Genomic DNA, 25,604 nt, shown 5'->3' on the forward strand with positions numbered 1-25,604 from the left:
TTTCCGTCGCCGCACCCAGAAGACGGTTTTCAGGAGAAGCGATGAACGATCAGACAAAAGCGCAGCCGCCGCTGCAGGGCAAGGTGATCCTGGAACCCACCTTGACGGCAGCTGACGACCAGCGAGCGCCGGCTCCGGCCCAGCGGCTGGAGGAGGCGAGCTTCGAGCGCCTCGATGAGCTGGAAGAGCTCACCGAGGTGGAGAGCGCCCTCATCATCAAGCCGCGCCGCCGTCATCGGCTGCTGGCCTGGGGACTGGGAGCGGTCGGCCTGCTCTCTCTGGGCCAGTACGGCGCCTTTCTCTACGAGCAGTTTCTCACCACCCCGCTCTGGGGCGGTGCCTGGCTGGCGGCCTCGGCACTGGTGGCAGCGGGCACCGCCGGGGTGGTGGGGCGCGAGTGGCTGCGCCTGCGCACCCTCAAGCGACGCCAGGATGTGCGCTCGCGGGCCGAGGATCTGCTGGCCCATCAAGGGGTCGGCCAGGGTCAGGGGTTTTGCGAAGGGCTGGCCGAGCGCAGCGGCGACAAGGGGCGCGAGGGGTATCAAACCTGGCTCGCCCAGCTCGACGAGAGCCACAACGATCGGGAGGTGTTGACCCTCTACAGCCAGCTGGTGCTCGGCGAGCGCGATAAGCTGGCCCAGGCGCGGGTGGCCAAATGGTCGGGGGAGGCCGCCGTGCTGGTGGCCCTGAGCCCGCTCGCCACCGTCGACATGATGCTGATGCTGTGGCGCAACCTGCGGATGATCGAGGACATCGCCGATGTCTACGCCATCGAGCTCGGCTACTGGAGCCGCATTCGCCTCATCCGTCAGGTGTTTCGCAACATGCTCTACGCCGGCGCCACCGAGCTGGTGACCGAGGTGGGGATGGACTTGCTGGGGGCCGAGCTCACCGCCAAGCTCTCAGCCCGCGCCGCGCAAGGGGTGGGGGCCGGGCTGCTCACTGCCCGCCTCGGCCTGCGCACCATAGAGGCGTGCCGCCCGCTGCCCTGGTGCGCGGACGAGAAACCCAGGCTCGGCGAGCTGCGCAAGCGGCTGATCGGTCAGCTGGCGGGCTACCTCAACAAGGGGTGAGCACCAGGCCAGGGGCTCGATTGTGGTTGTCACAAATTATTTACAATTATCCGCGACAGCCGACCCCTGGGTCGGCTGCTTTTTTGGGGGGCAAACCGTTACAGTGATCCCATCGCGCAATGGCGCCACACCGCCCGGATGGCGGGTTGCAACCCAGAGGATGGAGTCACCCATGGCAAGTCTCTACACCGCCCACCAGCCGGACGAATCGGGCACGATCCACTACTCGGACGAGGAGCACGGCACCTGGCAGATCCTGATCGCACGCCAGCTGGCGGCGCTCGAGGGCAAGGCCTGTGACGAGTACCAGGCCGGGCTGGCGCGGCTCGACCTGCCCCGGAATCGGATCCCCCAGCTGGCCCAGATCAACGCCGTGCTGCAGCCGGCCACCGGCTGGTCGGTGGCGGCGGTGCCGGCGCTCATTTCCTTTGACCGCTTCTTTGCCCTGCTGGCCAACCGCCAGTTTCCGGTGGCCACCTTCATTCGCCGCCGGGACGAGCTCGACTACCTGCAGGAGCCCGACATCTTTCACGAGATCTTCGGCCATTGCGCCATGCTGACCAACCCCGCTTTCGCCCACTTCACTCATGTCTATGGCCAGCTCGGCCAGCGGGCCGGCAAGGAGGATCGGGTCTTTCTGGCGCGGCTCTACTGGTTCACGGTGGAGTTTGGCCTCCTGGCCACGCCGGAGGGGCTTCGCATCTACGGTGGCGGCATTCTCTCCTCCATCGGTGAGACCGCCTATGCCCTCGGTGGCCAACCTGTGCTGCAACCCTTTGATCCCATCGAGGTGCTGCGCACCCCGTATCGCATCGATATCATGCAGCCCACCTATTTCGTGCTGCCCGAGCTTGATGAGCTCTATCGTCTGGCGGAGCAGGACATCATGGCCATGGTGGCCGAGGCGCGCCGTCTGGGGCTGCGTCCCCCCCGTTTTGCACCGGCTGGCGGCAAGCAGGCGAGTTGAACCGCCCGCCGGTATTTGATTACCCCATTTCATCGATACACAAGGAGAGTCCCATGTCCGAACTGGCCAGCCAGCAGTGTGAAGCGTGCCGCGCCGATGCCCCCAAGGTGAGCGAGCAGGAGCTGAGCGAACTGATGCGCCTCATCCCCGACTGGCAGCCGCTGGTGGTAAAAGGTGAGCTGCAGCTGCGGCGCGAATTCACCTTCCGCAACTTCAAGGAGGCGCTCGCCTTCACCAACCGCCTGGGTGAGCTGGCGGAGGCGGAGTTTCATCATCCCGCCATCCTCACCGAATGGGGCAAGGTGACCGTCAGCTGGTGGACCCACAAAATTGGCGGATTACACCGCAACGACTTCATCATGGCGGCGCGTACGGATGAGCTGCTGAAGTGAAGACGCCCTCACTCACCGAGTGGGCGAGATGGTGACCGCCAGCTGGTGGACCCACAAGATAGGTGGCTTGCATCGCAACGACTTCATCATGGCGGCGCGCACGGATGAGCTGCTGAAGTGAAGAGGCCATTCCTCATCGACAAATTGCTCAAATAAACGCCTGTAGATGACGCGGGCCTGCCTGGTGAAAACGGGGCGGGCCCGCATTTTTATGGGCTGGCGCTCGCACTGGCGGGATCGAGTCTGTATTATCCGGTCATTCATAGAGTTAGCTAGGAAGTGTGTCCCGAATGCGTCTTGAAGTCAGCTGTGAAGACCGCCTGGGCCTGACCCGGGAACTGCTCGACCGCCTGGTGGAGCACAACATCGATCTGCGCGGCATCGAAATCGATACCTCAGGCATCATCTATCTCAACTTTCCCGAGCTGGAGTTTCGTGATTTCCAGCACCTGATGCCGGAGATCCGCCGTATTCCCGGCGTCTATGACGTCAAGACCATCCCCTACATGCCCTCCGAGCGGGAGCACCACGAGATTGAGGCGCTGCTCAAGGCGCTGCCGGATCTGGTCTTCTCCCTCGATGCCAAGGGCAAGGTGACCCAGGCCAACCAGTCCGCCCTCACCACCCTGGCCCTGCCGGTGGAGGAGGTGCGCGGCGCGGCGCTCGGCTCCCTGGTCAAGGGCTTCTCCTTCAGCCGCTGGCTGGAGGCGAGCGAGATCCGCCCGCAGACCTGCAAGCTCAGCATCGGCGGCGAGGAGTATCTGGCGGATCTGATGCCGCTGTTCGTGGCCGAGGAGAAGGGCAAGCAGGCCCTGGCCGGCGCCGTGGTGGTGCTCAAGTCCGCCCGCCGGGTTGGCATGCACTTCAGCGCGCTGCACGCGGTGGAAGTGGGGGGCTTTGAACACCTGCAGGCCGAGAGCCAGAAGATGAAACAGGTGCTGGCCCAGGCGAGCAAGCTGGCGATGCAGGATGCGCCGCTGCTGATCGTCGGCGAAACCGGCACCGGCAAGGAGCTGCTGGCCCGCGCCTGCCACGGTGCCAGCCTGCGCTCCAGCCACCCCTTCATGGCGCTCAACTGTGCGGCCATGCCGGACAACGTGGCCGAGAGCGAGCTGTTCGGCTATGCCCCCGGCGCCTTTGGCAACAACACCGAGGGCAAGCGCGGGGTACTGGAGCTGGCGAGCGGCGGCACCCTGATGCTGGACGAGATCGGCGACATGTCGCCCCATCTGCAGACCAAGTTCCTGCGGGTGCTGCAGGATGGCGTGTTCCGCCGGGTCGGCGACGAGCAGGAGGTGAAGGTCAATGTGCGCTTCATCTGCACCACCCAGAAGCAGCTGCTGGATCTGGTGCATGAGGGCAAGTTCCGGGAAGATCTCTACTATCGCCTCAACGTGCTGAGTCTGGCGCTGCCGCCGCTGCGCGAGCGCAAGGCGGACATCATGGCGCTGGCCCAGCAGTTCGTCTCCCGCTTCGCCAGCGAACTGCAGCGTCCGCGCCCGCGCTTTACCCGCAACATGGCCGAGTACCTGACCGCCTATCGCTGGCCCGGCAACGTGCGCCAGCTGCGCAACTGCCTCTATCGCGCCATGACCTTGCTGGAAGGGGACGAGATCGGCCCTGAGCACGTGGACTTGCCGGTGGCGGCCGACGCCATGCCGCTCATCGACGAGTGGTTCGAAGGGGGGCTGGACGAGGCGGTGAAACGCTTCGAGAGCAGGCTGCTGGAGCGGCTCTACCCGGCGTTCCCCTCCACCCGTCAGCTGGCCAAACGGCTGGGGGTGTCGCACACCGCCATCGCCAACAAACTGCGGGAATACGGGATCAGCAAGAAGTAACCCCATGAATGTAACTTATCGCAGGGCTCACGCCGGGGTGGGCCCTCTTCATTATTGTGACGCCAGCCCGGTCAGCCCCTTGCTCTGCGGGCTGCGCCTTGTCATGCTGCTGACAAGTTCCATACTATCTCCTGCCGGCTCACCCCCTTCGGGCCTGTGCCCTGTGTGGTTGCTGAGGCGGGTGTAAGCGCAGGCATGATGCACACTTTTTCACTGTTCAGGATCCTGGTCTGGCTGGCGCCCCTGTTTTGCTCGCTGGCCCTCTCCGGCGAGTCGCCCCCGCTCACCGCGGCCGAGCTGCGGTCCGAGCAGGTACGCCAGACCGTGCTCGACATTCTCAGCTATACCCGCTGGCCGAATGAACCGAGCGAGCTGCGCCTGTGCGTGGCGGCACCGACGGAGTACGCCACCGCGCTCTTTTCCATCAAGCAGCAGGCCAACGGCCGGCCGGTCAGCGTCCATCGCTACGAAATCGATGACGAGGCGATCGGCCCCCAGTGTGACGTGCTCTATCTGGGGGTACTCTCCTCCGAGCGGCGCTTGCCGTTGTTTGAACGGCTGCGTGGCTACCCCATCCTCAGCATCAGCGAATCCAGCTCCGAGTGCGTGGCCGACGCCGTCTTCTGCCTGCAGATCGGCAAGGAGCGGATCCGGTTCAGGGTCAATCTGGATGCCCTGGCCAGGAGCGGAGTGCGGGTGCATCCGGCGGTGCTCAAACTGGCCAAGGCCGATGAGGGGGGGTCATGATAGGTCTGTTCCGCCCCCCCTCCCAGCGCCTCACCTTGCGACAGAGTCTGGGACGCACCCATCTGGTGACGTCCCTGACCGCGGTCTGCATGGCCGGTCTGCTGCTGACCGGCATCGCCCTGCTGGCGCTGCGGCTCTATGCGGATCACAATCTGGAGCTGGTCGCCCGCGCCATCGGCTATACCAGCGAAGCGGCCGTGGTGTTCCACGACGAGGAGGCGGCCCGGGAGGCGCTGGAGGCCATCCTCACGCACGAAGACGTGGCGCAGGCCAGCATCTATCTGCCGAGCGGCCAGCTGCTGGCGAGCTGGAGCCGGGCCATGAGCACCCCCTGGTCCGGCCTTGAGCAGTATCTGGCGCGGATCATCCTGCCGGGGCCGGTGGATCAACCCATGATGCGGGGGGGCATGGAGATCGCCCATATCCACCTGGTGGGGCACGGCCAGTATCTGTTGTTGTTCCTGCTGCAAACCCTGTTGGCCATGCTGCTCTGTCTGGTGCTCAGCACCCTGGGGGCACTCTATGTGGCGCACCGGATGCAACACTCCCTCACGGCGCCACTCAAGGAGCTGGCCCAGGTGGCCCACAGCGTGAGCCGCCAGCGGATCCTCGCCATGCGGGTGCCGGAGGCCAACATCGCCGAGCTGCACGAGCTGGGTCAGGATTTCAACTCCCTGCTCGACGAGCTGGAGGCCTGGCAGGCCCACCAGCGGCGGGAGAATGCCAGCCTGCTGCACCAGGCCACCCACGATGCCTTGACCGGCTTGCCCAATCGTGCTCTGTTTGAGGCTCGTCTGGATCAGGCGGTCACCACGGGCCGGCTGCATGACGAGCGCTTCGCGCTGCTCTACCTCGATTGTGATCGCTTCAAGCAGATCAACGACACCCTGGGCCATGCCGCCGGGGATGACGTGCTGATCGCGCTGGCCAGACGGGTACAACATCAGCTGCGGCCGATGGATCTGGTATGCCGTCTGGGGGGCGACGAGTTTGCCATCCTGCTCACCCCCCTCTCCCTGGTGGAGGAGGCGGAGGATGTGGTTGCCCGCATCCAGCAGGCCATGGCGGACCCCGTGGTACTGGGGGACGGCAGCCAGCTGGTGGCGGCCGTCAGCATTGGCGTCGCGTTGTATCCGGATCAGGGGCAGAGTGCCGCCGATCTGCTGCAGCAGGCGGACCATGCCATGTACCAAGCCAAACGGCTGCGTCGGGAGCTTGTACTCCATGAGCAGCTGGAATTTGATGTCTCTGCTGAGGAAAAATAACAATGAAGATCCATGTCCTGATGAAAACCGGCTTGATCGGTCTGCTGCTGAGCGTGCTGATGGGTTGCCAGAGTGCTCCCCACGGCCTCACGGCAGAGCAGATCGCCGTACTCAAGGAGCAAGGCTTTCGCCTGACCGACGAGGGTTGGACTCTGGACTTCTCCAACCGTGTGCTGTTTGCCAACAACGCGGATGCCCTGACCCCCAAGACGCGCGTCGTGGTGGAAAAACTGGGGACGACGCTGCTGGAAGTGGGCTTGAACCGGGCGCGGATCGATGGTCATACCGACTCCAACGGGGCGGCGGACTACAACGATCAGCTCTCCTACAAGCGGGCGCAGTCGGTGGCCGATGTGCTGGTTTCGGTCGGCATGCCGCAGGCCAACCTGGACATCCGGGGCCGTGGCGAGCGCGATCCGATAGCCGACAACAAGACGGCTGCCGGTCGGGCCGAGAACCGCCGTGTGGCGATTGTCATCAGCAATGAATGACACGGTTGTGTAGATACAAAAAGAGCGCCATCAGGCGCTCTTTTTTGTGGCTCGCCGTTATTGCTGCTTGAACTTCTCGCGGTCGTGGTGACTGCGCAGGCGGATGTTGATCATCTCCACCGTCATCGAGAAGGCCATGGCGAAGTAGATGTAGCCCTTCGGAATGTGCAGGTCCATCCCCTCGGCCATCAGCGCAAAGCCTACCAGGGTGAGGAAGGAGAGGGCCAGCATCTTGATGGTGGGGTGGTTGTCGACGAAGTCGCCGATGGCCTTGGCGGCAAACATCATGATGAAGACGGCGATCATGATGGCCAGCACCATGACCGGCACGTGATCCGCCATGCCCACCGCCGTGATGACCGAGTCCAGGCTGAAGACGATGTCGAGGATGGCGATCTGGATCAGGGTGCTGATAAAGCCGGAGGCGGCCGTGCTCACGCTCTCGGGCTCGGCGGCCCCCTCCAGGGTGGCGTGGATCTCGTGGGCACTTTTGCCGATAAGGAACAGGCCTCCCAGCAACAGGATGAGATCGCGGCCCGAGATGGCCTCGCCCAGCACGGTGAACAGCGGCTCGGTGAGACGCATCACCCAGGCGAGCGATAGCAGCAGCAGGATGCGGGTGCCCATGGCAAGCGCCAGCCCCAGGATCCGCGCCTTCTGGCGCTGGGCTTCCGGCAGACGGCCGACCAGGATGGAGATGAAGATGATGTTGTCGATGCCGAGCACGATCTCGAGCAGGGTCAGGGTGGCGAGCGCGACCCAGGCAGAGGGGTCCAGAACCCATTCCAGCATGATGAAACCTTGGTTGAACTTTGGTTGAGGGTTGAAACTGCGCATTCTAGCAGGGGGTTATGGCTTGTCCCAGTGGCTGGAAAAGATAAAAATGGCGACCATCCAACGGGAGGGACATATGTTTCGTTTAGGACTCATCATCAATCCGGTCGCCGGCATCGGTGGCTCGGTCGGTCTCAAGGGCAGTGACGGCATGGTGGCCGAGGCGCTGGCCCGTGGCGCCGTGCCCAAGGCTTGCGAGCGGGCTCGTCAGGCGCTGCTGCCACTGTGTGAACTGGCGGAGCGTTTCGAGCTGCTGACGGTGGCAGGGGAGATGGGAGCCGGGCTTGCCGGCGAGCTCGGTCTGCCCTGTCGCATCGTCTACCAGCCCGCCACTGTGCCCACCACGGCGGCCGATACCCGCGCGGCGGCGCTGGCGCTGCGCGAGGCCGGCGTCGATCTGCTGCTGTTTGCCGGCGGTGACGGCACGGCGCGCGACATCTGTGCGGCGGTGGGGGAGTCGTGCCATGTGCTGGGGATCCCGGCCGGCTGCAAGATCCACTCCGGGGTGTACGGGGTGACCCCCGCCGCCAGCGGCCGGGTGGCGGCCAGGATGATCGCAGGCGAACTGCTGAGTCTGGTGGATGCCGAGGTGATGGACATCGACGAGGAGGCGTTTCGCGCCGGCAAGGTGCGCGCCCGCCACTATGGCCAGCTGCAGGTGCCCGGCGATCTGCGCTACGTGCAGGCGGTCAAGCAGGGGGGACGGGAGTCCGAAGAGCTGGTGCTGGCGGACATCGCCGCCGGTGTGGTCGAACAGATGGAGCCCGATACCCTCTATCTGATGGGCTCCGGCAGCACGGTGGCGGCCTGCATGGCGGAGCTGGGTCTGGAAAATACCCTGCTCGGTGTGGATCTGGTGGAAAATGGCCGGCTTATCGGGCAGGATCTCTGCGCCGCCGAGATCCTGACCCGGATCCGCGGTCGTCGCTGCCGGCTGATCATCACCCTGATCGGCGGTCAGGGACATCTGTTCGGGCGCGGAAATCAGCAACTGAGTCCAGAGGTGATCCGGGCCGTCGGGCGGGACCAGATCCAGGTCCTGGCCACCAAAGCCAAGCTGGCAGCCCTCGATGGCCGTCCGCTGCTGGTGGATACCGATGATCCGGCGCTGAACCGGTCGTTAAGTGGTTATCTGCGGATCACCACGGGATACAAGGATCAGGTCATCTACCCGGTGGCCAACCCGGAATAGGACATCAAGGATGCGGCTGGCCTGGCGCCAGAGAGCCGCGATCAACCGGATCGCGGTTCCACTCCCCCGAATTATTTTGCCGGCAATCCCGGAAAATGAGGCTGCGTTAAATGACGATTCATGAATTTGAGCACAAGTTGTTGGGACTGATAGACAGCATGGTGGCCACGGCGACCGATGACGAGCTGTTTGCCGGGGGCTACCTGCGCGGCCACATCTCGCTGGCGGTGGCGCGGGCCGAGCTGGAAGGCAAGACCCTGGTGCGGGATGTAAAGAGCTATGTGCTGCGCAGCCTGAACGAGGCCATTTTGCAGGGTGAACTCTCGGAAGAGGATGAGAAGCTGGTGCAGGCGATGTGGATTCGTTTGCAACAACAGGCAGAAGCTTGATCGGTTACACAGTTCAAACAGAAGTTTAAGTTTATTCTTCCCTGAGGTTAGTGAAAGGTTAATAATAAGTTTCGCCTTTTGTTTCAGGGATTAAACTATGGCTTCCTCCTCGCGTATTGCCAATAAACTGCCGCTCGAAATGCTCTATCACTGGGAGCGGCAGTCTCCTGACAGAGTCTATCTGCGTCAAACCATCAACCGAGAATACGTGGACTTCACCTGGGGCGAAGTGGCCGACGAGGCCCGCCGCATGGTGACGGCACTGCGTCAACTGGGGCTGGTGGCCGGCGACAAGGTGGCACTGCTTTCCAAGAACTGCGCCCAGTGGTTCATCGCCGATCTCGCCATGCAGATGGGGCAGTACGTGAGCGTGCCCATCTACCCCACCGCCAACGTCGATACCATCGAATACGTGCTGCGCCACAGCGAGGCCAAGGCCATTTTCGTCGGCAAGCTCGATGACTGGAAGAGCCAGGAGGCGGGGGTGCCCGCCGATCTGCTGCGCATTGCCTTTCCCTATGACACTATGCCGGCGGCCCACCAGTGGGACGAACTGCTGGATCGCCACGAACCGATCCCGGACAGCCCGGTGCAGGCGCCGGACGCCCTGCTGAGCCTGGTCTACACCTCCGGCAGCACCGGCAAGCCGAAAGGGGCCATGCTGAGCGTCGAACGTTACGCCTGGTCGTGCGAGAAGTTGGTGGAGACGGTGGGCCTGACCCAGTCCGACCGCGGTTTTTCCTATCTGCCGCTCGCCCACATCACAGAGCGGGTCTACATCTACGGCGGCAGCCTCTACGGCGGCGCCACCATCGCCTTTCCCGAGTCCCTCGATACCTTCATCGAGGACGTCAAACGCTGCCGTCCCACCGTGTTCATCTCGGTGCCGCGGCTGTGGGCCATGTTCCGCATCAAGATCCTCGAGAAGCTGCCTCAGCAGAAGCTGGCGCTGCTGCTCAAGATCCCCTTCGTCTCGGGCCTCATCAAGCGCAAGCTGCAAAAGGGGCTGGGGCTGGATCAGGCGCGGGTACTTGGCTGCGGCTCGGCGCCGGTGTCGCCGGCCCTGCTTGAGTGGTACCTGAGCATCGGCCTTCAGGTGACCGAAGCCTGGGGCATGACCGAAAACCACGCCTACTCCACCATCAACTACCCGTTTAGGGCCGACAAGATAGGCACGGTCGGCAAGGCAGGGATCGGGGTCAACATCAAGATCTCCGACGAGGGGGAGATCCTCTGTCGCTGCGAGGGCATGATGCTGGGCTACTACAAGGATCCCGAGCACAGCCGCGAGGCCATCGATGAAGAGGGCTGGCTGCACACCGGCGACATGGGCAAGCTGGATCGGGAGGGCTACCTCACCATCACCGGCCGCATGAAGGACGTGTTCAAGACCGCCAAGGGCAAGTATGTGGCGCCGGTGCCCATCGAGGGGCTGCTGGGCCAGGAGCCCATCATCGAGCAGCTGTGCGTGATCGGCTACGGTATGCCGCAGCCGGTGGCGCTGGTGCAGCTGGCTGAACACGCCATGAAGGGGGATCGCAGTCAGGTCAATGCCCAGCTGGAGGCGGCCCGCAACCGGGTCAACGAACAGCTGGAGTCCCATGCCAAAATTCGTGGCATCCTGGTGGTGAAGAGCCCCTGGAACATCGAGAACGGGGTGCTGACGCCCACCATGAAGATCCGCCGCCACCTGCTGGAGCAGAAGTACGCGAACCTGGGGGACGCCTGGTCCTCCTCCCAGAGCATCGTCTGGGAGTCCTGACGGGGATCAGCTGATCACCGCAAAGCAACAAGGGGAGCCACTGGCTCCCCTTGTTGTTTCAGGCCATGGCCGATCAGACCGCCTGATACTCCAGTTCGACCGAACCGAGCGCCTTGAGGGTGGCGCGGGCGGAGTCCTGCTGGCTGATCTGGCCATCCTTGCTCTCCAGCAGCACGGCGCGGCGGATGGTGGCGAGATCCTCGCCGCCCAGCACCGCATGGGCGCAGGCCATCTGCATCGGCGGCAGGCTGGGGTTGAAGGCGGCGTTTTCGGCGTAGCGGCCGCAGAAGATGCGACCGTCGGCGAACTGCAGTGCCACTGCGGCATAACCCTGGCTGTAGGGGGCGTAGCTCTGGCGGGCGGCGGCCAGCGCGGCCTGCCACAGCGGATCATCGCTCTCAAGCTGGAGCTCGTCGTGGGACTGCGGGCTCATCAGGGCGTCCGTGATGTCCAGATCCGCCGGGCCGAACGAGTGGGGCAGGAAGGATTGCAGCGCGCTCAAGTCGTCCGGCAGGGAGACCTTGAGGGTCTTGGCGGTGCTCAGCTCGTTCATGAACTGGCGGCAGTGTCCGCAGGGAGTGTAGTTGACGGTGATCTCGGAGATGCCGGTCTCGCCGCCCAGCCAGGCGTTGGAGATGGCGGACTGCTCGGCATGCACCGAGTGGAACAGTCCCTGGCCGGCGAACTCCATGTTGGCGCCGAAATACCAGTTGCCGCTCAGGCCGCAGGCGATGGCGCCGACGAAGAACTTGGAGATGGGGGCCACCGAGCAGGCGGCGGCCAGCGGCAGCAGGGCCAGGCGCAGGGCGCGATCGTCAAGACCGGTAGCGGCTTTCAGGGTCGCGACCTGATCAGCGGTGAAGCGGGCCTGGAAGTCATCGCCCAGCATGGGCAGCAGGGCTGCCTTGAGCGGAGCGGACAGGGTATCGAGTGGCTTGGCAAAACGGGGATGCATAGTGTGTCCTCAAAGGCCAATTGGGGGGCCATTGTAGGGAGCAAGCTCGGCTAAATGTGTGAGCGTGCTCACGCCCTGACGGGCAAACGGAGGGGGATGTTAATGGAAACGTTTGTCTTGTGCAAATTGTGCGGCAGGTCGCACATCGGCGGGCCCGCAGGCCCGCCGCAGCGGAAAAGGGTGCGCTTCAGCTCAACCAGTGGTAAATGGCAAACAGCAGGGGGGCCACGGCGGCGGTGAGGATGCCGCATACCACCATGGCCAGCGAGGCAAAGGCGCCCTGGGTGATGCCCTGCTCGGCGGAGGTGGCGGTGCCGATGGCGTGGGCACAGGCCCCCATGGCCAGCCCCTGGGCTTCGGGGTCGGTGACCCGCATCAGCCTGAGCAGGGGGAAGCCCACCAGGGCGCCGACGATCCCGACTACCACCACCACGGCGGCGGCGATGGCAGGAATGCCGCCGAGGGACTGGCTGACGCTCATGGCGAGCGGGGTGGTGATGGATTTGGTGGCGAGCGAGGCCAGCAGTGCCGGATCGGCGCCCATGAAATGACCGACTGCCAGGGTAGTGCAGACCGAGATCAGGACCGAGCTCAGGGTGCAGATCAGGATGGGTTTGAGCCTGGCCTGGATCTGGCGGGCCTGCTGATAGAGGGGCAGCGCCAGCGCCACCACCGCCGGCTCCAGCAGCGCCGTGATGGGGCGGGTGCCGCTCTCGTACTGCTCTAGCGGCAGATCGAACCAGAGCAGCAGGCCGATGATGACGGCGGTGGGCACCAGCACCGGGTTGATGATGGGCCAGGGCAGCTTGCGATAGAGGGCCCGGGTGGCGAAGTAGAGCGCCAGGGTCAAGGGAATGGCCAGCCAGAAGATCATCTGTTCATCCTCTGGTAGAGGCGGCCGACGGTGCCGAGGATCAGCACGATCCCGAGCACGATGCAGAGCATGATGAGGCCGAAGGATTGGCGCAGCGGCTCCAGCCAGGCCACCAGCCCGACCGCCACCGGCACGAACAAGACCCCCATGTGGCGCAGCAGCAGGCCGGCGCCCTGCTCGACCCAGTGCAGTTTCACCAGTTGCAGGGAGAGCAGCACGAACAGCAGCAGCATGCCGATGATGCTGCCGGGAAAGGCGAACGGCAGGATGGCTGCCAGGGTTTTGCCCGCCAGCAGGCAGGCGACGATGACCAGAAAGTCACGAAGGTACAGCAAGGCACGTTGCGCGATCACAGGAGCCCCATCTTGGTAACGGTGAACTAAGTAATTCGCCAGTCTACCAGAGAGACAGGGTCGCGGCATTAAAACAATAACAGCTGAAATCAGTTCGTTTGAGGCTGATTTCATTGAGGATTTTCAGATAGAACCCTTTTCGAACCACAAGGAGTCGCCATGACATCTCTCTTGTCCCGCCTGCGTCAGCTGGCGGACGACCACCATCTCCCCCCTTCGTTGCTGCAAACCCGCCAGTGGGAAGGCCCCCTGTGCCGGGTGCGGCTCGACAACACCGGCAGCAGCGAGGCCCGGGTCGGGCACTGGACGCTGTTTGACGGCAAACTCGGCCTCTCGCCCGCGAGCGCCATCTACGGCGAAGGCTTCCAGATGCTGGCCCAGACCATGGGCAGCTGGCAAGCGCCGCAGCCGGTCGGCCGTTGCCCCGATGCCGGCGTCTATCGCATCACCGACGATCAGGGCTATCACACGGTGCACAACCTGCTGCTGGTGGAGCACGACAGGGGCTGGCTGCTGCTCGCCTTTGCCAGCTGCCAGCGCTTTGGCGGGGAGTTTCGGCTCTACCCCGATGGCCGGCTGCAGATCCTGATGAACGGCGAGGGGCGTGCGCTCCCGGCCGGCCAGTTCTGGCAGAGCGAGGCGCTGCTCTGCCTTGAAGGAAAAGATCGGGAGGCGCTGTTGGCCGAGCTGGCGCAGCGGATCGAGGCCGAGCATGGCTCGCTGATTGGCCAGGTCGGCGAACGCCCCAGCGGTTGGTGCTCCTGGTATCACTACTACGCGGACGTGAGCGCCGCCGACATTCGCGAGAACCTGCAGGTGCGTGCCGAGCGTTTCCCGGCGCTGCGCTACGTGCAGCTTGACGACGGTTATCAGGCCAAGATAGGCGACTGGCTCACCCCGTCGGCCAAGTTCGAGCAGGGGGTGGCATCCCTGGCCGCCGAGATCAAAGACGCTGGCTGCGAGCCGGCGCTCTGGGTCGCACCCTTTATCGCCGAGCCCGGCTCCCAGGTGTTTCAGGATCACCCCGACTGGTTCGTGAAGGGGGAGGACGGGCTGCCGCTGCCCTCAGAGCGGGTTACCTACGGCGGCTGGCGCTGTACCCCCTGGTACGTGCTGGATGGCACCCACCCCGAGGTGCAGGCTCACCTCGAGCAGGTGTTTCGTACCCTGCGCGAGCAGTGGGGCATCCACTACTTCAAGCTCGACGCCAACTTCTGGGGCGCCATCCACGGCGGCCGCTTCCATGACTCTTCCGCCACCCGGGTCGAGGCTTACCGGCGCGGCATGGCCGCCATCCTGCGCGGGGCGGGCGAGGGGGCCTTCCTGCTCGGTTGCAACGCGCCCATCTGGCCAAGCCTTGGCCTGGTGCACGGCATGCGGGTGAGCGATGACGTGGAGCGCCACGGCCATCGCTATCGCCAGATCGCCCGCGAGGCGTTCTGCCGCGCCTGGCAAAATGACAAGCTCTGGGCCCTCGACCCCGACTGCATCTGCCTGCGGGATCTGCCGAGCCAGCAGGCGAGCCCTGCCGAGTACCGCTTTCATCTGGCAGCGCTGGTGGCAAGCTGCGGCATGATGCTGGCCGGGGACAGGCTGCAGGATCTTGACGAGGAACAGGCAGCGCAGCTGCGCAAGCTGCTCGAGCTCTGCGCGGCGCGCGCCCCTTGCGCCCGTTTCGAGTCGATGGACTTTGCCTGCGGCGAGGTGAGCCTGCCCGAGGGCGGTACCCTGCTCTGTCTCTTCAACTGGGAGGCACAGCCTCAGGAGTTTTTGCTGCCGGCGGGTGGCGAGGATTTTTGGGAAGAGGGGGCCGTCGGTACCGCGCTCACCCTGCAGGGGGGCGAGGGGCGGGTGATCCGCTACCGCTGAGCAGGCTGGCAATCATGATTCAGGCTCCCACGGGAGCCTGAATTTATTGCGAAAGAGGGCTGCTGGCCTTGAGTCAGTAACGCCACTCGAAGCCGATGGCGTAGTTGGCGGCGCCATAGCCCGGGATCTCGTTGCTGGAGAGCAGGGCCTTGAAGGTGAGCTGCGCCGTGAGCGGAATGCCGAGCCCCATGCCGAGGGCTACCTCGTCGTTGGTGTTGCCCATCATGTCGGCCCGGATCATCCGATAGAGCGACATGTCCTGGCTCATGTGCACATAGCTCTGGGAGGCGCGGTTGTAGAGCTGGCCGAATACCTCCAGCTGAAAACCGGCCTGGGGAGTGATGGCCAATGGCACGCCGACGAAGTTGTAGAGATCGGAGCGGTTGAAATAGCTGTTGGTGATCTGGGGGGTGAAATCGGTCTGCCGATAGAGGCGACTGAAGTTGCTCTCGATCAGCTCATAGGTCTGCTGCGGCAATTGCAGCAGGTAGTCGGGGATATCAAAGCGCACACCCGCCATGCTGGTCGATGGCAGCAGGGCGCAGATGAGCAAACCAAAACCGGATAATCCTGAACGCATCGGATGAGGCATCCCCAAGGGTCGATAGGCCAACCGGCCGTTAGTGCAATGTTAGCGCACAAATAATTGAAACATCAGGAGTCTTTGCTCCCCTTCCCATTATGTCGCGGGGCGGGGGAGCGTACAGTCATTTAACCGTGAGGCGGGTCACATCTCACAGATTTTCGAGGTAGTGATAGAGGCTCTTGAGGATGGAAAAGTTCCGATCGTTCCCCTGATTCTGCTCAGCCAGCGCCTCGAGGCGTGGCACATAGTCGGGCAGACGGCGGCTGAAGTAGTCGCTGCAGTGCAGGCGCCAGCGCTTCTGCTCCGTTTCGCTCAAAGTGTGCGGCCAGTTGCGGGCGCGGTAGCGGAACAGCATCTCCGGCAGACGTGGATCCGTGAAGGCAAACTCCCGCTCGCCCAGCAGATCTGCCGGGGTGGCGCGCACCAGATCCATGGTGGACTTGTCGCCGTGACCGAAGAAGCCGGCGTAGAGCTGGGTATCCGGATCGCCGTCATTGTTGCCGGCAAACTCCTGATTGAACACCTCCACCAGTTTTTCCCGCACTTCGGGGTGGGCGCGCAGCAGATCCAGGCTCTTGCGGCACTGAGCCCGGTCGATGCCCAGCTGGTCCGCCCGCTCCGGCGTCAGGGTGGCGGCCGGCGCCAGCACCGGGCACTTGTTGATGTGCACCAGCTTCACCGGAATGCCGGCCAGATCCCCCAGCTCCTCTTTCTTGGTGTAGAGGCGCTCGCGGATCTCCTCGCTGGTGAGTTCGATGAGCGGGGTGGGGTCGCGGGTGAGATCCACCATGATCACCGCGTTCTGGTTGCTGGGGTGCCAGGCGAGCGGCGACACCCAGCTTGCGCACCCCTGCCAGGGGGAGAACATGCCGGAGACGTGTACCAGCGGCTTCATGGTGACCACGTCGATGAGGGCCTTCACCTTGTTCTTGTTGCGAAGATCAAAGAGATAATCGAACAGCTTGGGCTGGGCCTTTTTCACCAGCCTGGCCATCTCGATGGTGGCCAGCACATCCGAGAGCGCATCGTGGGCGTTGGCGTGGGCCACGCCGTTGGCCACCGTCAGCTTCTCCAGCTTGAAGCTCGGCTTGCCCTCTTCGTCAAACGCCCACTCGATCCCCTCCGGGCGCAGGGCGTAGCAGGCCCGCAGCATGTCGAGGATGTCCCAGCGGGAGTTGCCGTTTTGCCAGGCGTAGGCATAGGGGTCATAGAAGTTGCGATAGAGGGTGTAGCGGGTCACCTCGTCATCGAAGCGGATGCTGTTGTAGCCAAGTACGCAGGTGCCCGGGGTGGCGAACTGCTCGTGGATCTGACGGATGAAATCCGCCTCGCACAGCCCGTCCTTCATCGCTTTTTGCGGCGTGATGCCGGTAATGAGGCACGCCTCCGGTTCCGGCAGATAGTCCGCCGGCGGCTTGCAATAGATGACCAGCGGCTCGCCGATGAGGTTGAAATCCGCATCGGTGCGAATGCCGGCAAACTGCGCCGGTCTGTCCCTGGCCGGGCTGATGCCGAAGGTCTCGTAGTCGTGGAAGTAGAAGGTCGGCTCGCTGCCGGCGTGTGCTGTTTTGCTCATGTTGCTCGAGAGGGATATCCGATGACGGCGGCGCCTGGCGCCTGGGTGGGGGTGCCATGCACCTCGGTTGCCTGCATGGTAAACCATAGCGCAGGCAGAGCGAAGGGCAGTCGTCGTGGTTGGCTGTTTATTGGCCGCGGCAGGTTGGCCAGCCCGGTGAGATGAGCAACGCCATGATCTTCTAAGACAAAGGCATGTCTCAACGGTTTCTTCTGGCCGCGCCCGCCAGTGTGCCGGACATCGAGGATGGATGCCCGGCCTGGTGATCGCGGCCGGGCATGGCAGGTTACTCCTCATCGATGGCGGCGAATCGAGCCACCAGATAGTCGATCAGCGCCCGTACAGAGGGGAGCAGGCCGCGCCGGGAGGGGAACACGGCGTGGATGAGTTCGGGCTTCGGCTCCCAGGCGGGCACCACCTTGACCAGGGTGGCGGCATCGAGCTGCTCCCGCACCATCAACAGCGGCAACTGCACCACGCCGATCCCGACCAGCGCGGCACTGCGCAGGGCCACCATGTCGGTGGTGACGAAACGGGGTTGGTGGGCGAGCTCGACATGGGCCCCCTGCGGCCCGAACAGCGACCAGATATAGTGCTGCCGTGGCGCTCCCAGCCCCATGCTGGGCCAGCCGTACAGATCCGCCGGTGCGGCGGGCAAGCCCCGTTGTGCTATCAGTGCCGGGCTGGCCACCAGGCACTGGCGACGCTGCGCCAGTGTCCGGATCACCAGTTCGCTGTCCTGCAGCGGTGGCGGTCTGACCCGGATCGCCACATCGACTCCTTCGGCGATGGGGTCGACCCGCCGATTGGTCCCTTCCAGCTCGATCCTGATCTGCGGGTGACGGGCCATGAAATCCGCCAGCATGGGGCCGATATGGGTATGCAGCAGGGCAATGGGGCAGCTCATGCGGATGAGACCACAGGGCTCGGTTCGGGTCATCTCGATGGCAGCCTGCGCCGCCTCGGCCTCCACCAGCATCCCCTTGCAGTGTTCGTAATAGGTACGGCCCAGCTCGGTCACCGCAAACTGGCGGGTCGAGCGCTGGAGCAGCCGCACGCCGAGCCGCTCTTCAAGCTGTGCTATCCGGCGGCTGAGGCGGGATTTGGGCATGCCGATGGCGCGGCCAGCGGGGGCAAAGCCGCCGTGATCCACCACCTGGACGAAGTAGTAGAGATCGTTCAGATCCTGCATAGGGTGCTCTCATCGTTCCAAAAATAGGACGCTGATGCCCAATTTAGCAGTCTACCCACCTGTTCGTCTCGAAACTATGCTGTCTCCAGTGTTCAATTCCACCGGATATGTCAGGAGCGACAGATGAAAAAGATCCTCGGTGTTTACAGCGCCCCCCGTCCTCACTGGGTGGGCGACGGCTTTCCCGTACGCTCCCTCTTCTCCTACAGCAGCCATGGCAAGCAGTTGAGCCCATTTCTGCTGCTCGACTATGCCGGCCCGACCAACTTCACGCCGAGCAGCCGGCCGCGCGGAGTGGGTGAACATCCCCATCGCGGTTTCGAGACGGTAACTATCGTCTACAAGGGCGAAGTGGCGCACCGGGATTCGACCGGTCGGGGCGGCGTGATAGGCCCGGGTGACGTGCAGTGGATGACCGCCGGCGCGGGTATCTTGCACGAGGAATTTCATGCCCCGGCCTTCAGCGAGTCAGGCGGTGAACTCGAGATGGTGCAGCTGTGGGTGAATCTGCCGAGCAGCCACAAGATGACGCCGCCCGGTTACCAGCCCATCCTGGCACGAGATATTCCGACGGTGGCGCTTGCCGACGACGCGGGGTCGGTACGGGTTATCGCTGGCGAGTTTGAGGGAGTCCGTGGTCCGGCCCATACCTTCAGTCCGCTGCATGTCTGGGATCTGCGTCTGGTGCAGGGCAGCGTCAGCACACTCGAGTTGCCCGAAGGCTGGACCGGCGCGCTCATCGTGTTGAAGGGTTCGGTGCAGGTCAGCGGCAGTGCCATCGCCCGGGAGGCGCAGATGGTGGTGTTAGAGAGAGCGGGGCAGCAGGTGGTGATCGAGGCAAACAGCGACGCCACTGTGTTGCTGCTGAGCGGCGAGCCCATCGAGGAGCCCATCGTGGGGCACGGCCCCTTCGTGATGAACAGCCATGAGGAGATAGTGCAGGCTATTGATGACTTCAACAGCGGCAGATTCGGCGTGATGCCGGAGTGATAAACAAGGCCCTCGCAGAAGGGCCTTGTTTTTATTGTGCTGCGGATCAGCGCTGACGGGCCTTGAACCTGGGGTTGCTCTTGCAGATCACGAACAGCTTGCCGCGGCGGCGGACGATCTGGCAATCGGGGTGGCGCGACTTGGCTGATTTGAGGGAGGAGAGGACTTTCATGACTGGGCTTTTCCTTTGTTGAAGAACTGACCGAAACGCTGGCCGAAGCGGGCGACCTGACCCTCCTTGCTGACCTGCTTCTGCTTGCCGGTATAGAAGGGGTGTGACGCACTGGAAACATCCAGTGTTACATAGGGGTAGGTATTGCCGTCTTCCCACAGCTTGGTGCGATCGGTCTTGAGGGTGGAACCCACCAGAAAATAGGTGTTGGCGGTCAGGTCGTGGAACAGAACCTGACGGTACTCGGGGTGAATGTCTGGACGCATGATGGTTCGCTCTGTGTGATTTAATGTTATGTTATAACAATAAAATCATGCCTCCGTTGAGAATCAATATCAACAACTTTTTGCACGGCATCAGGGTTGAGCGAGGAGAATGAAGTTGCCGCGTTGCGCCGTTTGCTCGGTTGACCGCTTGAATAGACAGCCAATTGCATCAGGGGAGAAGGTCTTGCAGGAAAGAGTTTTTGGTCAGCCGCTGGCGCCCTCTTTACTTTTGATTTTTACTGTATAAAAATACAGTAAAAATCATGGAGAAGTATCCTATGCGTCTGGAAATCATCATCGACAAGAAACATCAGGTGCCCACCTCGACCATGGAGGCGCTGCGCCAGGAGCTGCTCAAGCAGCTGGGCGAGAAGTTCCCCGACCTGCATGTTCGCGTCGCCCCTGGCAGTGCCATGGCGTTGACCGTCAGCCGGGCCAGCAAGGAGGATAAGGAGCTGGCGGAAGCCATGGTGCAGGAGGTGTGGGAGAACGCCGATAGCTGGATGCCGGAGAGTGCAGCCTCCTGAGCCAGGCGTCGAGCATATGAAAATTGGATAGACAGAAAAAACGCAGCCATGGCTGCGTTTTTTGTTTTCGCGGGATGGAGCCCGTGCTTGTCGTGCTCTCTGCCCTTAATCCTTAATCCTCAAAACTCAAAACTCAAAACTCAAAACTCAAAACTCAAAACTCAAAACTCAAAACTCAAAACTCAAAACTCAAAACTCAAAACTCAAAACTCAAAACTCAAAACTCAAAACTCAAAACTCAAAACTCAAAACTCAAAACTCAAAACTCAGAACTCAGAACAGGCAGCAAGTGTTAGAGCCCGGCCCAGCGTTTGAGGCTGTTGACCTGTACCCGCTGATCGGCCTGGGCAATGTCACCGCTGGCCCGCAGTGCCTTGAGGGCGATGGGAAGGGCGGCGCGCACTTCGCTGGCCGTCATGCCGGCCTGCAGGGCCGAGTGATAGGCGAGCTTGAGCAGCACGTAATCGAGCCCGGTCGGAAAGCTGTCGATGCTGTTGTCGTTGAAGATGGAGGGAAACACCTTGTCCGAATCGTTGGGCAGCCCCATCACCTGAGTGAGCTCCTCCACCACGCAGTCGAGGAAGCGCCCCTTGGCCCGGCTGTAATCCACCGGAATGATGATGGTGGCGCGGGCCATCTCGCGGCGGGTATTGGTGGTGAAGTTGGCCATGCAGAGCCCCTCCTTGAGCGCCGTCTTGACGGAGGCATCCTGCCCCATGGTGCGCTTGGCCCAGCTCGCCATCTTGGCGCGCTCGGTCATGATCAGGGTGATGTTGGGCCGCTCATCTACCAGCGTAATGGGGCGGCCTATGATGCCGGCCAGATGCTGGCTCTGCACCCTTACCACCTCGCTTTGCAGCGCCTTGTCGCCAAACTCGTTGACCAGCTTGAGCCGGATGGGCTGCTCCCAGCGGGAGAAGCGCACGTTCTGTTCGTGGCCGTACTCCCGCTTCATGGCGATCTCAAAGAAGCTTGCGGTGAGATAGGCATCGCTCTGCCAGCGTTCGGCCGCCGAGAGGGAAGGGCTCAGCAAGAGTGTCGCCATCAACCAGCGGGCAAGTGGTCGGCGCAACGGGATCATGTCTCCTCCTTGAAACCTGCGATGGGTCAGCGTGCGGCACGCTCGAGATCGCGCCAGGTGAGCCAGAGCCTCAGATCAAACTCCAGTTGATGATAGTCCGGCTCCATATGCTGACAGAGCTGATAGAAGCTCTTGTTGTGATCCTTCTCTTTCAGGTGGGCCAGCTCATGCACCACGATCATCTTCAGAAAGGCCGGGTGGGCCTCCTTGAACAGGGCGGCGATGCGGATCTCGTTCTTGGCCTTGAGCTTGCTGCCTTGCACCCGGCTCACATAGGTGTGCAGACCGAGGGCATCCTTGATCACGTTGATCTTGCCGTCGAAGATCACCTTGGAAAGCGGCGCCGAGCTCTTCAGGTAGCGGTTCTTCAGCTCCATGGTGTAGGCGAGCAGCGCCTTGTCGCTCTGGATGAGGTGGGTCTCAGGATAGCGCCTGGCCAGCCCCTCCCCGAGCTTGCCCGCCGCGATCAGCTGTTGCACCTGGGCCTTGAGGGGCTCGGGGTAGCCATCGAGATAGGTCAGTTCCGCCATGTCTGCATTACTCAATACATCAAAAGAGCGCCATTGTAGTCAGCGCGTCGCCGCTTGCCTACCGTTTCGGGCCGGGCCTGCCTCACCGCAATGAAAAGGCCGTCATCGCGGGATGACGGCCCTGTTCGCTCAAGGGGGCTCAGCGCCTGCGATAGAGACCCGGCTCCACCTCTTCATACTGGCTCACCAGATATTGATAGAAGGCGAGACTGGAGGGGGAGCTGGGCTTCTTGAGCTCATAGGCCACCCGATCCGGCTTGGCGATGATGAACTTGGGACTCTGGCGCTTGAGGTCGGCCAGCACCCGTTCACGCACGTCGTAGGGTGGGTTGACGTTGGCAAAGAACAGGTAGGCGGAGGCCGGCTGGCGATCGGTCCAGAGGTAATATTGGGGCTGGATGCCATCCACCCAGATCTTGTCGGTGGGGGTGCTTTCGGCCAGGATCCGGTCGACCCGTACCTGGGCCGGTGGGTTGAAGGGTCTGCCTTTCTGGCTGCCTTCCCAGGCGTTGTTGAGCATCAGGGCCAGCATGGCGAGCGAGGCGAGCCAGGGGGTGGCGCTGCGCACGTCCCAGGCGCGCCACAGGGGCACCAGAATGAGCACCGGCAGGGCCCACAGCAGGCTGTTGCCGAGCACTTCACGCACCCGTTCCAGTGACCACTCCTTGGTGCTCCAGCCGTAACCGAGCTGTTGGGCCAGCAGCCAGCTGGCGGTCAGCACCACCAGCGAGATGCAGAGCAGACCGAGGGCATCGGCTTGCTGTTCGCTGCGATCCAGCAGGCAGGCAAGCGGCAGCAGGGCCAGCTGCAGATAGAGCACGTCGTAGTGATCGAACACGTGGCCGGAGACCGAGTTGGCGATCAGGGTGAAGATGACCCCAAACAGGGTGGCGCACAACACAGGCAGGTACCACTCCTGGCGCCGGCTCATCATCAGCACGATGAAGGCGGGCAACAGCATGATGAGGCCGGTGCGCAGCAGGCCGACGCTGCCCACATCCGGCGAGAAGCCGTTGCCGTAGCTCCCCTCGAAGAAGATGTCGAAGGCGTAGTATTTGAATTCGGCCAGCAGGTTGTGGTGCTGGAAATAGGCCAGCAGCGGACCGCCGACGAGCATCAGCCCCAGCAGGCTGGAGCAGAGCAGGGAGAGGGCACAGCGCCACTGCTCGCGCAGGCACCAGTGGCAGAACAGCACCAGATACCAGGCACCCCAGAAGGCGCCGTTGTTGGTGCGCATCCAGGCGACGATGGCAAAGGTGAGCGCGGCCACCAGCGCCGGTCCCCAGCTGCAGCGCTTGTCCAGCAGCATGGTGATGAAGGCCCACTGGGCGATGAGGGCCAGATGGAAGGTCCAGTCCTCGGTCATGTTGCCGTAGTAATAGCGGGTGCCATAGAGCGCCAGCACCGCCAGCATGCTGCCGAGCCGGGCCCGCAATGAGAGGCCGAGCTGACCGAAGGCCTGCCAGCTGGCCATCAGCCCCAGCCAGCAGAGCGCCCATTCCAGCAACCAGATCCCGAAGAAGCCGCCGAGGCCGTAGCCGAAGGCATCGAGGGCGAAGATCATGGGGCCCTTGATGTCGATCATGTCCCGATAGAGCACGCCCCCCTCGCTCCACATCTTGCCCATCACGGCAAACAGTGAGGCGTCGAAGCCCGGCGCCATGCCGTGGAACAGCGGGTTGCGCAGGCAGAACAGCAAGGCCAGCAAACCGGTGAGCAGGATCACCAGCGGCCGCAGGCCCGGATTGACGCGAGGAGGAGTAAAACGGATGGCATGATTCATGGGTGACCTGTTCCTGCTGGGAAGTCTCGAAAGCGGGCCTATCTTGCCGAGCCTGACCACACGATGCAATGGGCCAGGGGAATGTGCTTGAAATAATTTGCAAAAGTGCCGCTTTACGACAAGAAAGCGGCACGTTTTATGGCGTACGGGGACAAAGGGCAAAGCCGAGTCCGGCTTTCGCCCCGGCTGGCGGGGGATCAGCCGGCGGTCGGCCCCTGATACTCCACCCGCGCCGGCATGGCGGTGAGCGCCGGCAGATAGCGGGCCCAGCGGATGAAGGCATCCGCCAGGGTGATGCCGAGCTCCTGATTGTGCTGGGTCAGGGTGCGGGCCAGCGCTGTGTAGCCCTCCTTGCCGGAGGCGGTGTAGGCGCTGGAGACCCCCCGATAGATGGCGTCGGCGTCGACCGCTTGCCACTCATCAGGCGCACGCTCCCACTCCAGCCGGGTGATCCGGCGCCCCTTGGGTTGGTCCGCCTGATAACAGAAGCGCACGCCGGCGGTATAGGGGAAGCTGCCGCTGCCATTGCCCGTCACGCCGTTGTTGGTGGCGTTGTCGATGGCCCCCTCCAGCGCCTCGGCCAGTTCATGGCCGTGCACCCGATAGAGGGTGAGCGGGATGGCGAATGGCAGCAGGCGGCCGGCGATGTCTGCTTCGCTGAGCGGCCCGGGTTCGAGGGAGCAGCGCACCCCGCCGGCGTTGTGCAGGGCGAAGTCCACCTGACCGACCTGCTCGCGGGCGCTGGCCAGCATGGCGCTCGCCACCAGGGGGGCGACCTGGCTGCCGGCCGGTAGGTTGGCATCGGGCAGCCGCTGGTGGTGCAGCGGCTCGTCAAGGCGGGTCACGATGCGCTGGGTCATGGTCTCCAGCTCGGGCCGGTAGCGCTTGGTCAGATGCTGTTCCAGTTCGGGGTCGGGGTCACAGAAGGTGAGCCCGGCCGGCGGATTGCCGGCAAAGGGCCAGGGCTGCCAGGGTAGCCACTCCAGCTGGCCGCGGCTGCGCTCAACCCGGCCGCGCTGGTCAAAGGTCAGCTCGCACACCCCGAGGCAGAGGGCGCTGTGGGCGGCGTGCAGGACGGCCACCCCGTTCACCATCAGCGGGTAGCTGCCTTCGCTGTCGAGCCCGAGCGGCGCCAGCTCCCCCAGCAGGCTGTGGGTGTGGCCACCGATGATGAGGCTGAGCTCGGGGAAACGCTCGGCGAGCCGTTTGTCCTGCTCGAGCCCCAGGTGGCTGAGCAGGATGATGTGCTGAATGCCGGCGGCCTTGATCTCTGCCAGCGCGGTTTGCAGGGTCTGCTCGATGCCGTGGAAGCGGGTGTGGCCATCCGGGTTGGCGATGGCGGCCATCTGCGGCAAGGTGATGCCAAGCAGGGCAAAGGGCACGCCGCCGAGCAGGCGCCGCTGCCAGGGGCGGCTGGCATCGTACAGATTGGGCAGGCCGCGCAGGGGGAGTGGGGTATCGGCCGGCTCCTGGCTGCTGTCGAGGTTGGCAGCCAGCACCGGAAAATCGAGCTGGCGCAGGAACTCCACCAGAGGACCGTTGCCCAGATCGAACTCGTGATTGCCGATCACCATGGCGTCCGGTCGCAGCAGGCTCAGCAGATCGGCGTTGGCCCGCCCCTTGAAGCGGTTGAAATAGAGCGAGCCCTGGAAGGTGTCGCCACCGTGCAGAAACAGAGAGGACTGGCCTGCCTCGTCCGCCTGCCGGCGCAGGGCGTTGAGCCGGGTCAGGATACGGGCATAGCCGCCGCACTGGGTGCGCCACTCGGACTCGCCTGCGGGGGCGAAGCGCATGGGGGCGCCATCGAAATGGGAGTGGCAGTCACTGAAATGGGCAAGTTGAACCGTAATACTCATCTCGGTCCTCCTTAGAGAAAAAAGAGCACCGAGTCTACTCCAAT

Annotated in this window: 26 protein-coding genes and 1 pseudogene; 14 read left to right on the plus strand and 13 right to left on the minus strand. The window is 63.4% G+C overall.

Annotated features, from left to right (window positions below; translation table 11 throughout):
* Positions 1–41: 41 nt before the first annotated feature.
* From AB5Y95_RS08015 to AB5Y95_RS08050, 8 genes and pseudogenes are all read left to right on the plus strand, one after another.
* Positions 42–1,073, plus strand: a complete 1,032-nt coding sequence (locus tag AB5Y95_RS08015) for a YcjF family protein (RefSeq protein ID WP_368160401.1) — start codon at positions 42–44, stop codon at positions 1,071–1,073.
* 172 nt (positions 1,074–1,245) lie between these two features.
* The gene (phhA, locus tag AB5Y95_RS08020; protein ID WP_368160404.1) at positions 1,246–2,040 is read left to right on the plus strand and encodes a phenylalanine 4-monooxygenase; all 795 of its coding nucleotides are present in this window, start codon (positions 1,246–1,248) and stop codon (positions 2,038–2,040) included.
* A 53-nt stretch (positions 2,041–2,093) separates the two neighbouring features.
* Complete coding sequence (locus AB5Y95_RS08025; protein ID WP_005300093.1) at positions 2,094–2,432, plus strand: 4a-hydroxytetrahydrobiopterin dehydratase; 339 nt, start codon at positions 2,094–2,096, stop codon at positions 2,430–2,432.
* A 31-nt stretch (positions 2,433–2,463) separates the two neighbouring features.
* A pseudogene (locus tag AB5Y95_RS08030) lies at positions 2,464–2,553 on the plus strand (4a-hydroxytetrahydrobiopterin dehydratase); the annotation flags it as partial.
* A 169-nt stretch (positions 2,554–2,722) separates the two neighbouring features.
* Positions 2,723–4,270 (plus strand): transcriptional regulator TyrR, encoded by a 1,548-nt coding sequence (gene tyrR, locus AB5Y95_RS08035; RefSeq protein ID WP_010634201.1) that lies wholly within the window; start codon positions 2,723–2,725, stop codon positions 4,268–4,270.
* A gap of 195 nt (positions 4,271–4,465) precedes the next feature.
* A complete protein-coding gene (locus AB5Y95_RS08040; protein ID WP_026141919.1) occupies positions 4,466–5,017 on the plus strand; it encodes a YfiR family protein in 552 nt (183 codons plus the stop codon).
* Positions 5,014–6,282, plus strand: coding sequence for a diguanylate cyclase (locus tag AB5Y95_RS08045; protein ID WP_368160408.1), 1,269 nt, complete (start codon positions 5,014–5,016; stop codon positions 6,280–6,282). The genes AB5Y95_RS08040 and AB5Y95_RS08045 overlap by 4 nt, the downstream gene beginning before the upstream one ends.
* Positions 6,283–6,284: 2 nt before the next feature.
* Positions 6,285–6,773, plus strand: coding sequence for an OmpA family protein (locus tag AB5Y95_RS08050; protein WP_005300102.1), 489 nt, complete (start codon positions 6,285–6,287; stop codon positions 6,771–6,773).
* Between the two features lie 57 nt (positions 6,774–6,830).
* On the opposite strand, the gene AB5Y95_RS08055 is transcribed toward AB5Y95_RS08050, so the two are convergent.
* Positions 6,831–7,565, minus strand: coding sequence for a TerC family protein (locus AB5Y95_RS08055; protein WP_368160411.1), 735 nt, complete (start codon positions 7,563–7,565; stop codon positions 6,831–6,833).
* A gap of 118 nt (positions 7,566–7,683) precedes the next feature.
* On the opposite strand from AB5Y95_RS08055, the gene AB5Y95_RS08060 reads away from it, so the two are divergent.
* The 3 genes from AB5Y95_RS08060 to AB5Y95_RS08070 all read left to right on the plus strand — a co-directional run bounded on the left by AB5Y95_RS08060 (position 7,684) and on the right by AB5Y95_RS08070 (position 10,950).
* Positions 7,684–8,799, plus strand: coding sequence for an ATP-NAD kinase family protein (locus AB5Y95_RS08060; RefSeq protein ID WP_206219902.1), 1,116 nt, complete (start codon positions 7,684–7,686; stop codon positions 8,797–8,799).
* 110 nt (positions 8,800–8,909) lie between these two features.
* The gene (locus AB5Y95_RS08065) at positions 8,910–9,188 is read left to right on the plus strand and encodes a YfcL family protein (protein WP_005300108.1); all 279 of its coding nucleotides are present in this window, start codon (positions 8,910–8,912) and stop codon (positions 9,186–9,188) included.
* Between the two features lie 97 nt (positions 9,189–9,285).
* Complete coding sequence (locus AB5Y95_RS08070) at positions 9,286–10,950, plus strand: AMP-binding protein (protein WP_005300110.1); 1,665 nt, start codon at positions 9,286–9,288, stop codon at positions 10,948–10,950.
* 73 nt (positions 10,951–11,023) lie between these two features.
* Here AB5Y95_RS08070 and cdd read toward each other — a convergent pair whose 3' ends face one another.
* The 3 genes from cdd to AB5Y95_RS08085 form a co-directional block, all read right to left on the minus strand.
* Positions 11,024–11,905 (minus strand): cytidine deaminase, encoded by an 882-nt coding sequence (cdd, locus tag AB5Y95_RS08075; RefSeq protein WP_017779977.1) that lies wholly within the window; start codon positions 11,903–11,905, stop codon positions 11,024–11,026.
* A 187-nt stretch (positions 11,906–12,092) separates the two neighbouring features.
* On the minus strand, positions 12,093–12,779 hold the full coding sequence (locus tag AB5Y95_RS08080; protein ID WP_010634194.1) for an LrgB family protein: 687 nt from the start codon (positions 12,777–12,779) through the stop codon (positions 12,093–12,095).
* On the minus strand, positions 12,776–13,132 hold the full coding sequence (locus AB5Y95_RS08085) for a CidA/LrgA family protein (protein ID WP_010634193.1): 357 nt from the start codon (positions 13,130–13,132) through the stop codon (positions 12,776–12,778). Before AB5Y95_RS08085 ends, AB5Y95_RS08080 begins: the two co-directional genes overlap by 4 nt.
* Positions 13,133–13,291: 159 nt before the next feature.
* On the opposite strand from AB5Y95_RS08085, the gene AB5Y95_RS08090 reads away from it, so the two are divergent.
* Entirely contained in the window at positions 13,292–15,001 is a 1,710-nt protein-coding gene (locus tag AB5Y95_RS08090; RefSeq protein ID WP_368160416.1) for a glycoside hydrolase family 36 protein, read from the plus strand.
* 73 nt (positions 15,002–15,074) lie between these two features.
* Here AB5Y95_RS08090 and AB5Y95_RS08095 read toward each other — a convergent pair whose 3' ends face one another.
* From AB5Y95_RS08095 to AB5Y95_RS08105, 3 genes are all read right to left on the minus strand, one after another.
* Positions 15,075–15,581 (minus strand): hypothetical protein, encoded by a 507-nt coding sequence (locus tag AB5Y95_RS08095; RefSeq protein ID WP_005300120.1) that lies wholly within the window; start codon positions 15,579–15,581, stop codon positions 15,075–15,077.
* Between the two features lie 154 nt (positions 15,582–15,735).
* The gene (gene sbcB / locus AB5Y95_RS08100; protein ID WP_185450565.1) at positions 15,736–17,163 is read right to left on the minus strand and encodes an exodeoxyribonuclease I; all 1,428 of its coding nucleotides are present in this window, start codon (positions 17,161–17,163) and stop codon (positions 15,736–15,738) included.
* Positions 17,164–17,449: 286 nt separating this feature from the next.
* On the minus strand, positions 17,450–18,355 hold the full coding sequence (locus AB5Y95_RS08105) for a LysR family transcriptional regulator (RefSeq protein WP_124249839.1): 906 nt from the start codon (positions 18,353–18,355) through the stop codon (positions 17,450–17,452).
* Between the two features lie 123 nt (positions 18,356–18,478).
* Between AB5Y95_RS08105 and AB5Y95_RS08110 the strand changes: the two genes are divergently transcribed.
* Positions 18,479–19,345 (plus strand): pirin family protein, encoded by an 867-nt coding sequence (locus AB5Y95_RS08110; protein ID WP_368160420.1) that lies wholly within the window; start codon positions 18,479–18,481, stop codon positions 19,343–19,345.
* Between the two features lie 46 nt (positions 19,346–19,391).
* Here AB5Y95_RS08110 and ykgO read toward each other — a convergent pair whose 3' ends face one another.
* Positions 19,392–19,517 carry a type B 50S ribosomal protein L36 gene (gene ykgO / locus AB5Y95_RS08115; RefSeq protein ID WP_005300174.1) on the minus strand — a complete coding sequence of 42 codons (126 nt, stop codon included), beginning with the start codon at positions 19,515–19,517 and terminating at the stop codon, positions 19,392–19,394.
* On the minus strand, positions 19,514–19,783 hold the full coding sequence (locus tag AB5Y95_RS08120; RefSeq protein WP_010634187.1) for a type B 50S ribosomal protein L31: 270 nt from the start codon (positions 19,781–19,783) through the stop codon (positions 19,514–19,516). Before AB5Y95_RS08120 ends, ykgO begins: the two co-directional genes overlap by 4 nt.
* Before the next feature lie 278 nt (positions 19,784–20,061).
* Here AB5Y95_RS08120 and AB5Y95_RS08125 point away from each other — a divergent pair, with 278 nt between their 5' ends.
* A complete protein-coding gene (locus AB5Y95_RS08125) occupies positions 20,062–20,310 on the plus strand; it encodes a DinI family protein (RefSeq protein ID WP_117404324.1) in 249 nt (82 codons plus the stop codon).
* A 292-nt stretch (positions 20,311–20,602) separates the two neighbouring features.
* On the opposite strand, the gene AB5Y95_RS08130 is transcribed toward AB5Y95_RS08125, so the two are convergent.
* The 4 genes from AB5Y95_RS08130 to AB5Y95_RS08145 all read right to left on the minus strand — a co-directional run bounded on the left by AB5Y95_RS08130 (position 20,603) and on the right by AB5Y95_RS08145 (position 25,560).
* On the minus strand, positions 20,603–21,391 hold the full coding sequence (locus tag AB5Y95_RS08130; protein WP_368160422.1) for a DUF2927 domain-containing protein: 789 nt from the start codon (positions 21,389–21,391) through the stop codon (positions 20,603–20,605).
* Positions 21,392–21,417: 26 nt separating this feature from the next.
* Positions 21,418–21,921, minus strand: coding sequence for a M48 family metallopeptidase (locus AB5Y95_RS08135; protein WP_368160425.1), 504 nt, complete (start codon positions 21,919–21,921; stop codon positions 21,418–21,420).
* A 139-nt stretch (positions 21,922–22,060) separates the two neighbouring features.
* On the minus strand, positions 22,061–23,704 hold the full coding sequence (locus tag AB5Y95_RS08140; protein ID WP_368160428.1) for a hypothetical protein: 1,644 nt from the start codon (positions 23,702–23,704) through the stop codon (positions 22,061–22,063).
* Positions 23,705–23,901: 197 nt separating this feature from the next.
* Entirely contained in the window at positions 23,902–25,560 is a 1,659-nt protein-coding gene (locus AB5Y95_RS08145; RefSeq protein WP_368160431.1) for a bifunctional UDP-sugar hydrolase/5'-nucleotidase, read from the minus strand.
* Positions 25,561–25,604: the final 44 nt, after the last annotated feature.

Source organism: Aeromonas sp. R5-3 (assembly GCF_040908225.1).
Classification (GTDB): domain Bacteria; phylum Pseudomonadota; class Gammaproteobacteria; order Enterobacterales; family Aeromonadaceae; genus Aeromonas; species Aeromonas dhakensis.